The sequence below is a fragment of the Streptomyces sp. NPDC039480 genome (genome assembly GCF_055597165.1).
On record NZ_JBVITX010000009.1, the window covers coordinates 171,206 to 184,897 of the forward strand.

The 13,692-nt window shown below is 71.2% G+C and carries 9 protein-coding genes; 3 read left to right on the plus strand and 6 right to left on the minus strand.

Going from position 1 to position 13,692, the window contains the following annotated elements; all coding sequences use genetic code 11:
- Positions 1 to 66 precede the first annotated feature (66 nt).
- On the plus strand, positions 67 to 975 hold the full coding sequence (locus ACZ56E_RS26985) for an HAD hydrolase family protein (RefSeq protein ID WP_471218046.1): 909 nt from the start codon (positions 67 to 69) through the stop codon (positions 973 to 975).
- Between the two features lie 31 nt (positions 976 to 1,006).
- On the opposite strand, the gene ACZ56E_RS26990 is transcribed toward ACZ56E_RS26985, so the two are convergent.
- The 5 genes from ACZ56E_RS26990 to ACZ56E_RS27010 all read right to left on the minus strand — a co-directional run bounded on the left by ACZ56E_RS26990 (position 1,007) and on the right by ACZ56E_RS27010 (position 10,202).
- The gene (locus ACZ56E_RS26990; RefSeq protein ID WP_471218048.1) at positions 1,007 to 2,080 is read right to left on the minus strand and encodes a murein hydrolase activator EnvC family protein; all 1,074 of its coding nucleotides are present in this window, start codon (positions 2,078 to 2,080) and stop codon (positions 1,007 to 1,009) included.
- Positions 2,081 to 2,195: 115 nt separating this feature from the next.
- Positions 2,196 to 3,932, minus strand: coding sequence for a sensor histidine kinase (locus ACZ56E_RS26995; protein WP_471218051.1), 1,737 nt, complete (start codon positions 3,930 to 3,932; stop codon positions 2,196 to 2,198).
- Positions 3,933 to 4,041: 109 nt separating this feature from the next.
- Positions 4,042 to 7,572 (minus strand): thiol reductant ABC exporter subunit CydD, encoded by a 3,531-nt coding sequence (cydD, locus tag ACZ56E_RS27000; protein WP_471218052.1) that lies wholly within the window; start codon positions 7,570 to 7,572, stop codon positions 4,042 to 4,044.
- Positions 7,573 to 7,636: 64 nt separating this feature from the next.
- Positions 7,637 to 8,641: a cytochrome d ubiquinol oxidase subunit II gene (gene cydB / locus ACZ56E_RS27005; RefSeq protein WP_471218054.1), complete on the minus strand. Its 1,005-nt coding sequence runs from the start codon at positions 8,639 to 8,641 to the stop codon at positions 7,637 to 7,639.
- Positions 8,642 to 8,660: 19 nt separating this feature from the next.
- Positions 8,661 to 10,202 (minus strand): cytochrome ubiquinol oxidase subunit I, encoded by a 1,542-nt coding sequence (locus ACZ56E_RS27010; protein WP_471218056.1) that lies wholly within the window; start codon positions 10,200 to 10,202, stop codon positions 8,661 to 8,663.
- Between the two features lie 246 nt (positions 10,203 to 10,448).
- On the opposite strand from ACZ56E_RS27010, the gene ACZ56E_RS27015 reads away from it, so the two are divergent.
- Positions 10,449 to 10,823: a cyclophilin-like fold protein gene (locus tag ACZ56E_RS27015; RefSeq protein WP_471218058.1), complete on the plus strand. Its 375-nt coding sequence runs from the start codon at positions 10,449 to 10,451 to the stop codon at positions 10,821 to 10,823.
- Positions 10,824 to 10,876: 53 nt separating this feature from the next.
- Here the strand turns inward: ACZ56E_RS27015 and hisC are convergent, their stop codons facing one another.
- A complete protein-coding gene (hisC, locus tag ACZ56E_RS27020) occupies positions 10,877 to 11,959 on the minus strand; it encodes a histidinol-phosphate transaminase (protein WP_471218060.1) in 1,083 nt (360 codons plus the stop codon).
- Positions 11,960 to 12,370: 411 nt separating this feature from the next.
- Here hisC and ACZ56E_RS27025 point away from each other — a divergent pair, with 411 nt between their 5' ends.
- Entirely contained in the window at positions 12,371 to 13,492 is a 1,122-nt protein-coding gene (locus ACZ56E_RS27025) for a LacI family DNA-binding transcriptional regulator (protein ID WP_362992161.1), read from the plus strand.
- Positions 13,493 to 13,692: the final 200 nt, after the last annotated feature.

The window sequence follows — 13,692 nt, forward strand, 5'->3', positions numbered from 1 at the left end:
GTGAGCCGCACTCAAATGTGCGCCCCACCGCACGGCCGTGCACGCATATGCGGGACAATCGACGGCGTGACCTCAGCTACCCCGGGCCCCCGTATCCCGGCCTCCACCGCACCGGCAGCCAGCGGCCCGGCCGCGCCGCGACCACGGCCCCGGCTGATCGCGACGGACCTGGACGGCACCCTGCTGCGCGACGACAAGACGGTCTCGGACCGTACGGTCGCCGCGCTCGCGGCCGCCGAGGAGGCGGGCATCGAGGTCTTCTTCGTGACCGGCCGCCCGGCCCGCTGGATGGACGTCGTCAGCGCCCACGTCCACGGTCACGGCCTGGCCATCTGCGGCAACGGCGCCGCGGTGGTCGACCTGCACGGCGGCCCGGGCACCCACAGCTTCGTCAAGATCCGCGAGCTGGCACGGGAGTGCGCTCTCGATGTCGTCCGCAGGCTGCGCGCCGCGGCGCCGGGCACGTCCTTCGCGATCGAGCGGACCGGGGGGCTCCACCACGAGGACACGTACCCGCCGCTGCACATGGAGCCGGGTGAGAGCGTCGCGCCTGCCGAGAAGCTGCTGGCCGAGACCCTCGCGGACTCCGCTGTCGCCGTGCAGCCCGTCCTGAAGGTCCTCGCCTTCCACCCCGGGCTCGCCCCCGACGAGTTCCTGGTGCTCGCCCGGGCGACCATCGGCGACCGGGCCACGGTCACGCGTTCCAGCCCCAGCGCCCTCCTGGAGATCAGCGGCCCCGGCGTCTCCAAGGCCAGCACCCTGGAGCTGTGCTGTGCCGAGCGCGGCATCACCCCGGCGGAAGTCGTCGCCTTCGGAGACATGCCCAACGACATCGAGATGCTCGCCTGGGCGGGTACGTCGTACGCGATGGGCAACGCCCACCCGGACGTCATCGCCGCGGCCTCCGGGCGCACGGTCGCCAACAACGACGACGGCGTCGCGGTCGTGATCGAGCAGATCCTGGCCGGTCGCTAGAGCCCGGGGGCCACTGGAGCCCGGTGGATCGCTAGAGCCTGACGCCTCGCCTGGCCAGCCACTTCCGTGGGTCGACGCCCGAGCCCAGGTGCGGCGTGAGCCGTGTCTCGAAGTGCAGGTGCGGCCCGGTCGAATTGCCGGTGGTGCCGGCCTGACCGACCCACTGGCCGGGGCGCACGCGGTCCCCCTGGTCGACGGTGACGGCCGCGAGGTGCGCGTACTGCGTGAAGTACCCGCCCTTGTGCCGCACCACGACCTCGATGCCGAAGCCTCCGCCGCACGACACGCTCTCCACCCGGCCCGCCCCCACCGACCGCACGGGCGCCCCGATGTCGACCGCGAAGTCCTGCCCGGTGTGACGGCCGGACCAGCGGCCGCCGACGCTGTCGAAGCCCGCGGAGAGTTCGTACGTCTCCACGGGCGTGACCCACGCGCGCGTGGCAGGTGTTTTCCGCTGGTGCAGGCGTACGGCACCGCGGCACTTCCCCGCCGCGACCGACCGGTCGGCCTCGCCCTGGAGGATCCACTGCGCCGTCTCCAGCTTCCGCTCGATGCCGCGCTTCAGCTTCGCCAGGCGTGCGGTGCGCCGCACCAGCGAGCGCCTGGCACGGTCCGCCCTGTCCTTGGCGGCGGCGAGATCCGCCACCGCCCGCCGGGTCTTGGTGACGGCACCGTTGACAGCCAGGTCGGCATGCCACAGGGCACGTCTGCCGCGCATCACGGCGTCGGGACTGTCGGCGAGGAGCAGCTGCGCCGTGTAGGGGAGGCCTCCGCCGGTGCGGTACTGGGCGCTGGCCATCCTGCCGAGGTCGTCATGGAGCACCGCCACGTGGCGCCGCTCCTTGGCGAGGAGTCGGTTCAGTTTCCGGACCTTCGCCTTTTGGATGCCGGCTGCCCGACGGCCCTCTTCGTAGCGGGCGGTCGCGGCGGAGGCCTCTTCGTAGAGCCGTGCCACGTCGGCGCTCGTGCTCGGTCCCTCGGCGGCCGCGGCAGGCGGCACGGGCCCGAGCAGCGCGCACAGCAGCACCGGCACCAGCACCCGCAGGAGCGGGTGCGGCAGGCGGCGACGGCGCACGCGACGGCGATGGCGACGGCTCGAACACATGTCACGGATCGTTGCCCGCCACGAGGGCGCGGATCCTGCGCAACTCGGGCACTCGGGGGGCGCGATGCCCCGTACGGACCAGCCGCATACCGCCGAACAGACCCCTTTCGCGCGGTCAGTACGGTGCCTCCCACACCACCGTCGTACCGCCGCCGTCCTCACCGATCCCGGCCCCGTACCAGCTGTCGCCGCCGAGCGACTCCGCGCGCCGCTTGAGGTTCTTCAGGCCGCTGCGCCGCCCGCCCTCCGCGATGCCCACGCCGTCGTCGGCGACGGTCAGGCGTACGCCCTGCTGCCCGTCCGGGAGGACCACCGTCGAGTCGACCACGACGTCGATGCGGGCCGCGTGCGCGTGCCGGAACGCGTTGGACAGCGCCTCCCGCAGCGCCGCGATGAGGTTCTTTCCGGTCAGTTCGCCGACCACCGTGTCGACCGGTCCCACGAAGCGGTGCGAGGGCTTGAAGCCGAGGGGGACGGCGGCCATGTTGATCTCGCGCAGGACGCGGGTGCGCAGCCCCGAAGGGGCCTCGGCGGGCCCCTGCTGGAGCGCGAAGATCGCCGTGCGGATCTCCTGGATCGTCACGTCCAGTTCGTCGACCGCCCTGCCGACACCGACCTGCACCTCCGGGACGACCGACCTGCGCTGGGCGCTCTCCAGCATCATCCCGGTGGCGAACAGGCGCTGGATGACGAGGTCGTGCAGGTCCCTGGCGATCCGGTCGCGGTCCTCGTACACCGCGAGCCGCTCCCGGTCCCGCTGGGCCTCGGCCATCATCAGCGCGAGCGCGGCCTGCGAGGCGAACTGGGTGGCGAGGGTCCGCTCGGCCTCGCTGAAAGGGCGTGCCCCACGCGCGCGGGGCGTCACGAGCGTCCCGAGGACCCGGCCGTCGCTCTGCAGCGGCAGCATCATGACGGGGCCGTAGGCGCGGGCGAGCTCGGTCATGACGCGCGGGTCGCTCGCCGCGTCGTCGAGGAACACGGGCTCCCCTTCGAGGAGTTCGGCGACGATGCGGCTCTCCGGAGGGACGATCATGCCGAGCGCCCCGGTCGGTTCGTCCGAGGAGACCGCGACGATCTCCATGCCGCCCTCCTCGTCGGGCAGCAGCACGATGCCCGCGGCGGAGTCCGCGAGGTGCCTGGCCTGCTCCGCGACGACCGCGAGCGCCTCCTCGGCGTCGCTGCCCGCCAGCAGGGCGGTGGTGACCGCCACGGAGCCGTCGATCCAGCGTTCGCGCTGCTTGGCGGCTTCGTAGAGGCGTGCGTTCCCGATGGCGATGCCGGCCTCCGTCGCGAGTACGCGGACCATGTGCACGTCGTAGTCGTTGAACTCGGCCCCGTCCCGCTTCTCCGTCAGATAGAGGTTGCCGAAGATCTCGCCCTGGACGCGGATGGGGACGCCGAGGAAGGTCCGCATCGGCGGGTGGTGACGCGGGAAGCCGCAGGAACGCGGGTCTTCGGAGAGGTCGGGCAGGCGCAGCGTCCTCGGCTGGTGGATGAGCGCGCCCAGCAGCCCTTTGTGGCCGTCGGGCAGGTGCCCGATCCTCGCGGCGGTCTCCTCGTCGATGCCGTGGAAGACGAAGTCGGAGAGTCCCTTGCCGTCCTCGGCGACGACACCGATCGCGGCGTAGCGGGCGTCGGCGAGCTCGGCGGCGGTCTCGCAGATGCGGTCCAGAGTGGTGTGCAGTTCGAGTCCGGTGCCGACCGACCGCATGGCTTCGAGCAGTTGCGGCACCCGGGACGTCAGCTCGGTCGAGAGCCCTTGGAGGGTGTGGGTCGCCCGCGCCGCCGCCCGCACCGAGTCCGGTGTGCCGTCGGGGAGCGGGGAGTCGGCGGAGGCCGAGGGTACTGACATGACTTTGAGCCTAGTAAGTCCTATTTGCAGGGGAAAGTCGAGGCCACCCGCCCACCGCCGAGGTCACCCGCCCACCGCCGAGGCCGCCCTCACCCCGCCGAGGCCGCCCTCACCCCGCCACCAACAGGTCCGCCGCCCGCTCCACCTCCAGCATCCGCCGCAGCGGCCCCTCCTCTGCCGCGAGCTCCGCGTACGTGCCGCGCTGCGCCACCCGCCCGCCGTCCAGCACGAGCACCTCGTCCACGGCGTCGAGCCCGGCGAGGCGGTGCGTGATGAGCAGCGTCGTGCGCCCCTCGGTCGCGGTCAGCAGGTCGGCGGTGAGGGCGTCGGCGGTCGGCAGGTCCAGGTGTTCGGCGGGCTCGTCCAGGACGAGGACGGGGAAGTCGGCGAGCAGCGCGCGGGCCAGTGCCAGGCGCTGTCGCTGTCCTCCGGAGAGGCGGGCCCCGTGCTCGCCGACGAGCGTGTCGAGCCCGTCGGGCAGGGAGGCGACCCAGCCGTCGAGCCGCGCACGCTCCAGTGCGTCACGCAGTTCGGCGTCGGTGGCGTCCTTCTTCGCGAGCAGCAGGTTCTCGCGCACCGAGCTGTCGAAGATGTGGGCGTCCTGGGCGCACAGCCCGACCATGCCGCGCACGGTGTCGCCGTCCAGCGCGGCCGCGTCCGTGCCGCCGAGCGTGTACGTCCCTTCGGCCGCCCCGAGGAACCGCAGCAGCACCTGTGCGAGCGTCGTCTTGCCGGACCCGGAAGGGCCGACCACGGCGATCCGCCGCCCCCGGTCCAGCGTCAGGTCGACGCCGGCGAGCGCGGGCGCGTCGGCGGGCTGCCCTTCGTAGCGGGCGCGCAGTCCTTCGACGCGCAGCGGGAAAGGCGTACGAGGGGCCTCTGCGGGCACGGCGGGCTCGGGGACCGGCACGGGTGCGTCGAGGACTTCGTAGACCCGCTCGGCGCTCTTCCTGACCCGCTGGCGGTACTGCACGGCGAGCGGCAGCCCCATCACCGCCTCGAAGGCGGCCAGCGGTGTGAGGACGACCGCGGCGAGGGCCACGCCGCTGAGCCGCCCGTCGTGGACCGCCTGCACGCCGACGAGCGCGGCCCCGGCCACGGTGAGCCCGGTGACGAGGGCCCCGAGGCCGTCGCCGAGCGCGGTGGCGGTGGCGCCCCGGGAGGCGATCCGGGTCAGCTCGGCGTCGGCCTCGGCGGCCTTGGCCGTACGCCGCTTCAGCGCGCCGGCGACGGTCAACTCGGCGGTGCCGGTGAGGAGATCGGCCACGCGGGTGGCGAGCACCCCGCGCGCGGGAGCCAGCTTCCGCTCCGCGCGCCGGGCCACGGCGCCGCTCACGAGCGGCACGCCGACCCCCGCCGCGAGCAGCCCCGCGGCGAGCACGGCGCCCGCCTCGGGCAGCAGCCACGCGGTGAAGCCGACGGCTCCCGCGCCCACGACGGCCGCGGCGGACGCGGGGAGCAGCCAGCGCAGCCAGTAGTCCTGCAGGGCGTCGACGTCGGCGACGAGACGTGAGAGGAGGTCGCCGCGCCGGGCCCCGCGCAGCCCGGCGGGGGAGAGTCGCTCCAGGCGCCGGTAGACGGCGACCCGGGTGTCGGCGAGCATCCGCAGCACGGCGTCGTGCGAGACGAGCCGCTCGGCGTACCGGAAGACGGCGCGGCCGATGCCGAAGGCGCGGGTCGCCGTCACGGCGATCATCAGGTACATCACCGGGGGCTGCTCCGAGGCCCGCGATATGAGCCACCCGGACGTGGCCATGAGCCCGACGGCGCTGGCGAGCGCGAGGCTGCCCAGGAGCAGCGCCAGCGCCAACTGCCCTCGCCGGGCCTGCGCCGCGTCCCGGACCCGGCCCAGCACTCCGCCCGCAAGCCGGAGCCCCGGGCGGACACTCTCTTCCAGGGGCCCCGGCACCACCGGACCACCGGCCACATCGCCATCGCTCCCGGCAGGGGCAGCCGCGCCCCCCTCCCTGTGAGCGGCGACCGGAGACACGTCCCGGCACTGGGAAGCCTCGGCGGCGTCCAGCCGTACGACGCGGTCGGCGACGGCCAGCAGCGCCGGCCGGTGCACGACCAGCAGCACGGTCCTGCCGACGGCGAGCCGGCGAACCGCCTCGACGACCTCCGCCTCGGTGCCGCCGTCCAGCGCCGCCGTCGGCTCGTCGAGCAGCACCACGGGCCGGTCGGCGAGGAACGCCCGCGCCAGGGCGAGGCGCTGCCGCTGCCCGGCGGAGAGCCCGGCACCGTCCTCCCCCAGCACGGTCTCCGCCCCGGCGGGCAGCGCGTCCACGAACTCCAGGGCACCCGCCTCACCGAGGGCCCCTCGCAGTTGCGCGTCGTCCGCCTCCGGCCGCGCGAGCCGTACGTTCTCCGCGATGGTCCCGGCGAAGAGGTGCGGCCGCTGCGGCACCCACGCGATCCGCTCGCGCCAGCGCTCCGGCGAGACCTCCGCCAGGTCGACACCCCCGACCCGCACCCGCCCCTCGGTGGGCCGGACGAACCCGAGCACCACATTGAGCAGCGTCGACTTGCCGGCCCCGCTCGGTCCGACGAGCGCCACGGTCTCCCCGGGCGCCACCTCGAAGGACGCCCGCGAGACGGCGTCCGACGTCCGCCCCGGGTACCGGACCGTCACGCCCTCCACGCTCAGGACACCCGAAGGCGCCGCCCCCGTCCCGGCGGCCGGCACCGGGGTCTCCAGGACCTCGAAGATCTCCTCGGCGGCCGAGAGCCCCTCCGCCGCCGCGTGGTACTGCGCGCCGACCTGCCGCAGCGGAAGGTAGGCCTCGGGTGCGAGGACGAGGACGACGAGACCGTCGTACAACTCCATCTCGCCGTGGACGAGCCGCATGCCGATGGTCACCGCGACCAGCGCGACCGAGATCGTCGCGAGCAGCTCAAGGGCGAACGACGAGAGGAAGGCGATGCGCAGCGTCCGCATCGTGGCCTGCCGGTACTCGCCGGTGATCTTGCGTATCGACTCGGCCTGCGCCTTGGCGCGGCCGAACACCTTCAGCGTCGGGAGGCCCGCCACCACGTCGAGGAAGTGGCCCGAGAGGCGCGAGAGGAGACGCCATTGGCGGTCCATGCGGTTCTGTGTGGCCCAGCCGATCAGGATCATGAAGACCGGGATCAGGGGGAGCGTCACGACGATGATGGCCGCCGACACCCAGTCCTCGGTGACGATGCGGGCCAGCACCGCCACCGGCACCACCACCGCGAGCCCCAACTGCGGCAGATAGCGCGAGAAGTAGTCGTCAAGCGCGTCCACGCCGCGGGTGGCGAGAGAGATCAGCGACCCTGTGCGCTGGCCTCCGAGCCACTCGGGCCCGAGCGCGCCCGCCCGTTCCAGCAGCCGCCCCCGCAGTTCGGACTTGACCGCCGCGCTCGCCCGGTGCGCGGCGAGCTCGGTCAGCCAGGAGACCAGACCCCGCCCCGCAGCGACCACGGCGAGCAACACCAGCGGAGTACTGAGATCGCCCACGGAGAGGCCCTCTTGGAAGGCGCCCACCACGATCTCGGCGATGAGCATCGCCTGGCCGACGACCAGGCCCGCCCCGGCCAGCCCCAGGACCACGACCGCGACAAGGAAGAAGCGAGTGGCACGGGCGTACCGAAGCAGGCGCGGGTCGATCGGTTTCACGTGAAACACACCCTCCGACGGACTCTGGAGAACAGGCACTGGAGAACGGACCCTGGAGAGCGGCTCAGTGCGCGGCATCCGCGATGTGCTGCGTCCCGATCCGCTTGCGGAACACCCAGTACGTCCAGGACTGGTAGAGCAGCACGACAGGCGTCGCGATGCCCGCGCACCACGTCATGATCTTCAGGGTGTACGGACTCGACGAGGCGTTGGTGACCGTGAGGCTCCACTCGTCGTTCAGCGACGACGGCATGACGTTCGGGAAGAGCGTCAGGAAGAGCATCGCGACGGCCGCCGCGATCGTGATCCCGGACAGCGCGAACGACCATCCCTCGCGTCCGATCTTGATGGCCGCGATGGCGCCGACCAGCGCGACCACGGCCACGACCATCGCGATCAGGCTCTTGCCGTCGCCCTTGTCGGCCTGCGTCCAGAGCAGGAACCCGAGCGCGAGCACGGCCGTGACGAGTCCCAGGCCCAGCGCCGTCTTCCGCGCCCGCATCCGGATGTCGCCCACCGTCTTGAGCGAGGCGAACACCGCGCCGTGGAAGGTGAACAGCGTCAGGGTGACCAGACCGCCGAGGAGCGCGTACGGGTTGAGCAGGTCCACGAAGCCACCCACGTACTCCTTGTGGGCGTCGATCTTCACGCCGCGCACGATGTTGCCGAAGGCGACACCCCACAGCAGCGCCGGGATCAGCGAGGTCCAGAAGATCGCGTGCTCCCAGTTGGTCTGCCAGCGCTCCTCGGGCCGCTTGGCGCGGTACTCGAAGGCGACACCGCGGACGATCAGGCAGATCAGGATGATCAGGAGCGGCAGGTAGAAGCCGGAGAAGAGGGTCGCGTACCACTCGGGGAAAGCGGCGAAGGTCGCACCGCCCGCCGTGAGCAGCCACACTTCGTTGCCGTCCCAGACGGGGCCGATGGTGTTGATGAGGACCCGCTTCTCGACCCGGTCGCGGGCGAGCAGCTTGGTCAGCACACCGATCCCGAAGTCGAAGCCCTCCAGGAAGAAGTAGCCGATCCACAGGACCGCGATCAGTACGAACCAGACGTCGTGAAGTTCCATGTCCGCTGTACTCCTTCCTTCAGTACGAGAAGGCCATGGGCCGGTCGGAATCGTCGGAGTCGGAATCGGAGCCCTTGCCCGACCCGGGTCCGCTGATCTTGGTGGGCGGGTTGAGGTCCGCCTCGGTCAGCTCGGGCGGGCCCGACCTGACGTACTTGAGCAGCAGCTTCACCTCGATCACGGCGAGGATCGCGTAGATGAGCGTGAACCCGATCAGCGAGGTGAGCACCTCACCCTGGGAGACCCCGGGCGAGACGGCGTCCTTCGTGCGGAGGACTCCGTAGACCACCCAGGGCTGTCGCCCCGTCTCGGTGAAGATCCAGCCCCAGGCGGTGCCGATGAGCGGGAAGATCAGCGTCCACTGCGAGAGCCGCCACCACCACGTGCCGAGCTTCGGCGCGAGCTCCTTGTTCTTGGTGAGCATCAGCTTGGGTATCTCGTCCGCGCCGGTGCGGTGCTCCGGCGCGAGCCAGAACTTCTTCCGCGTCAGCCAGAGGCCCGCGGTGCACAGCGCCATCGAGACCCCGCCGAAGCCGATCATCCAGCGGTACGACCAGTAGGCGGTGGGGATGTTGGGCCGGTAGTCACCGGGCCCGTACTTCTCCTGCGCTTCCTTGTTGAGGTCGTTGATGCCGGGGATCTCGGCGCTGAAGTTGTTCTTGGCGAGGAAGGACAGCACGCCGGGGACCTCGATGGCGACCTTGTTGTGGCCCTCGGCGACATCGCCGTACGCGAAGAGCGAGAACGGTGCCGGCTTCTCGGTCTCCCACAGCGCCTCGGCCGCCGACATCTTCATCGGCTGCTGCTCGTACATGACCTTCCCGAGCGTGTCGGCGCTGACGACGGTGAGCAGCGTGCCGACGAACGCGGTGACCAGGCCGAGCCGCATCGACATCCGCATGGTGCGGATGTGCTGCTTCTTGCGCAGGTGAAAGATGGCGATGCCGGTCATGAAGGCGCCGCCGACCAGGATGGCCGCCGAGATGACGTGGAAGAAGTTGACGAGCGTCGTCTCCTGGAAGAGCACCTTCGAGAAGTCGGTGAGCTCCGCGCGCTTGGTGCCGTCCCGCTCCACGATCTTGTAGCCGACCGGGTGCTGCATAAAGGCGTTGGCGGCGATGATGAAGTACGCCGACAGGACGGTGCCGATGGAGACGATCCAGATCGTGGCGCAGTGCAGCCTCTTCGGCAGCTTGTCCCAGCCGAAGATCCACAGGCCGATGAAGGTCGACTCGAAGAAGAAGGCGATCAGCGCCTCGAAGGCGAGCGGCGCCCCGAAGACGTCACCGACGAAGCGGGAGTAGTCGGACCAGTTCATGCCGAACTGGAACTCCTGCACGATGCCGGTGACGACACCCATCGCGATGTTGATCAGGAACAGCTTGCCCCAGAACTTGGTCGCCCTGAGGTAGTGCTCCTTGCCCGTCCGCACCCATGCCGTCTCGAGGATCGCCGTGAGGGCGGCGAGGGAGATCGTCAGGGGGACGAACAGGAAGTGGTAGACGGTCGTGATGCCGAACTGCCATCGCGCCAGGGTTTCCGGCGCCAGAGCCAGGTCCACTGCGTCTCTCCTCACTCACCGTGCCCACAGCGATCCGGTCGCCCCTTTTGTCCCACCGATCTCGGGACGAAACGGGGCACGCTTGTGAACGCGTTCACATTCACAAGCAATTATGTCGTACTGGTGGTCGGAACCCAAAAGGGGGGTCCCTCTTACCGAGGGAAACGCCGCGGGCACGGGAAAAAGGCCCCGAGCGCTACGCCCGAGGCCTTCCCAAGAACTTCAACATATTGTTGAATCCGCGCCATGCAGATACGGATCTCGTGGCCAGCCGGCCACCTCACCGCGACCCTCGACGAGACCCCGACCAGCCAGGCCCTCGGCACGGTCCTGCCGCTCTCCGCCACCGCCCACACCTGGGGCGAAGAGGTCTACTTCGACACGGGCGTCAGCGTGCCGCGCGAGGCCGACGCGCAGGAGGTCGTCGAACCCGGCACGGTCGCCTTCTGGACCGACGGTGACGCCCTCGCGCTCCCCTACGGGCCGACGCCGATCTCGCGAGGCGACGAGTGCCGCCTCGCGAGCCCGTGCAACCTCCTGGGCCGGCTCGACGGCGACCCGCGCCTGCTGGCCACCGTCCGCTCCGGAGATCCGGTCCGCGTCGAACTCGCGACCGACTGACGGCCGCCGCGCACGCCTACGGACGCCTACGGGCACCCACGCGCGCCCAAGAGCTAGAGCTCCTTGCGGAAAGCCTCCGCCGCCTGCAAGAAGATGTCGTTGGCCTCGGTCTCGCCGATCGTGGCCCGCATCCCCTCGCCCGCGAACGGCCGCACGACCACGCCGGCCTTCTCGCACGCCGCCGCGAAGTCCGCCGTACGGTCGCCGAGCCGCAGCCACACGAAGTTCGCCTGCGTCTCGGGCACCGTCCAGCCCTGGCCCCGCAGCGCCTCGACCACCCGCGTGCGCTCCGCGACCAGCGCGCCGACCCGCCCCATCAGCTCGTCCTCGGCACGCAGCGACGCCACCGCCGCGTCCTGCGCCAGCTGGCTCACACCGAAGGGCACCGCCGTCTTGCGCAGCGCGGCGGCCACCGGCTCATGGGCCACCGCGAAGCCGACGCGCAGCCCCGCGAGGCCGTAAGCCTTGGAGAACGTCCGAAGCACACAGACGTTCGGGCGGTCGCGGTAGATCTCGATGCCGTCCGGCACCTCGGGGTCCCGGATGAACTCCCGGTACGCCTCGTCGAGCACGACCAGGACATCGCCCGGCACCCGGTCGAGGAACCGCTCCAGCTCTGCCCTGCGGACGACGGTGCCCGTGGGATTGTTGGGGTTGCAGACAAAGATGAGGCGAGTGCGGTCGGTGATGGCGTCGGCCATCGCGTCGAGGTCGTGCACCTCGCCCTCCGTCAACGGAACCCGCACCGACGTGGCACCACTGACCTGCGTGATGATCGGGTACGCCTCGAAGGACCGCCACGCGTAGATGACCTCGTCCCCCGGGCCCGATGTGGACTGCAGCAGCTGCTGGGCGACGCCGACGGAACCGGTGCCGGTGGCGATGTGCGACGCGGGCACCCCGAAGCGGTCGGCCAGCTCGCTCATCAGGGCCGTGCACGCCATGTCGGGGTAGCGGTTGAAGGACCCGGCGGCGGCGAGCGCGCTCTCCATGACGCCCGGGAGCGGCGGGTAGGGGTTCTCGTTCGAGGACAGCTTGTAGGCCGCGGGACCGTCGGCCGCCGCCGCGGGCTTGCCCGGCTTGTAGGTGGGGATGCCCTCCAGCTCGGCGCGCAGCCTCGGATTCGTCTCGCTCACCGCAGTCCTCCTCTTGGCTGGTCACACTCTCAGCCGGTCACACCAGTTCGAATGCTGCTTACCTTATGAGGATTCGGCGCCGCTGCGAATGGTCTTCCGGCATCGGTATACGGAGGGTTCCGCACCGCACCGCGCAGGCGCGCGGAGCAGGGGGAGCGCCCCCTGCTCCGCCTCGCGCCGGTGGCTCGCTCCGTGGCGCGCATCCCCCGTGAAGGTGAGTTGAGACCTCTTCGAGACCTGACTCATTCGCCAGGCCCGCGCGCGACGATCAGGTGCAGCTGCTTGTGGATCTCTCCAACTACCTTTGGTTCCAAGGTCATTGGGCGCGTGGCGCCATGCAGAAACGTGCCTGTCAACGCGTGCATATGCGCCCCTGCTACCCACCCCCATGAGCCCTACTATCGGCTCGCCATGACAGCAGCAGGGAAGCACCAGGTGAGCCGAGCGGAGACCGCGCGCCGGGGCAACCGGCAGAGTCGAGCGGGGATCAGAGACGTCGCCGCCGCCGCCGGTGTCTCCATCACGACTGTCTCCGATGCCCTCAACGGCAAGGGTCGGCTTCCCGACGCCACCCGACGCCACGTCCGCGAGGTCGCAGAGCGGTTGGGCTACCGCCCCTCCGCGGCGGCCCGCACCCTCCGTACCGGCAAGTCGGGCCTCATCGGCCTGACCGTGACGACATACGGGGATGAACCTTTCACCTTCACCGAATTCGCCTACTTCGCCGAGATGGCCAGAGCCGCCACATCGGCCGCACTCGCCCGGGGCTACGCCCTGGTGATCCTGCCCGCCACCTCGCGCCGCAGCCCCGTCGACGTGTGGTCGAACGTGGCGCTCGACGGCACCGTCGTCGTCGACCCCTCCGACCACGACCCGGTGGTCAGCGAGCTGGTCCGGCAGGGCCTGCCGGTCGTCTCCGACGGGCGCCCGGCAGGATCGCTCCCGGTCACCGCCTGGGTCGACAACGACCACGAGGCCGCGGTCCTGGAGATCCTCGACCACCTCGCCGCCGCCGGCGCCCGCCGGATCGGCCTCCTCACCGGCACCACCACGGACACGTACACCCATCTGTCCACGACCGCCTACCTGCGCTGGTGCGAACGCGTCGGGCAGGACCCGGTCTACGAGTCCTATCCCGCCCACGACCCGTGCGCGGGCGCCGTCGCCGCCGACCGGCTGCTCGCCCGGCCCGACCGGCCCGACGCCGTGTACGGCCTCTTCGACCCCAACGGCACCGACCTGCTCGCCGCCGCCCGGCGGTACGGCCTGCGCGTCCCCGACGACCTGCTGCTCGTCTGCTGCAGCGAGTCCACGGTGTACGCCACCACGGAACCGCCCATCACCACGCTCTCCCTCAAACCGCGCCGCATCGGCACGGCCGTCGTGCAGCTCCTCATCGACGCCATCGAGGGCCTCGACACGGGCCGGCCCGTCGAGCAGGTGATACCGACCGAACTGATCGTGCGCACCTCGTCCGAGCGACGTCCGCCACGCACGACGGTCAGTCCGCCACGCTCGTCCGGCTCCGGCTGACCGCCCCCGCTCTCGTACGCGGACCTGGGCAGAGGTCGGCTTCTTCCCCGCCACCAGCGGGGAAACCTCTGCCCAATTCGGGAGAAATCCGCAATGAACCAGGGTCCGGCACCGATTCACCACCCCTGGTGCACCACACAGCGGGAGCCGCATTCCTATGATGGGCGGACGACACCGCGGGCCGCAGCGACCAAGCAGTC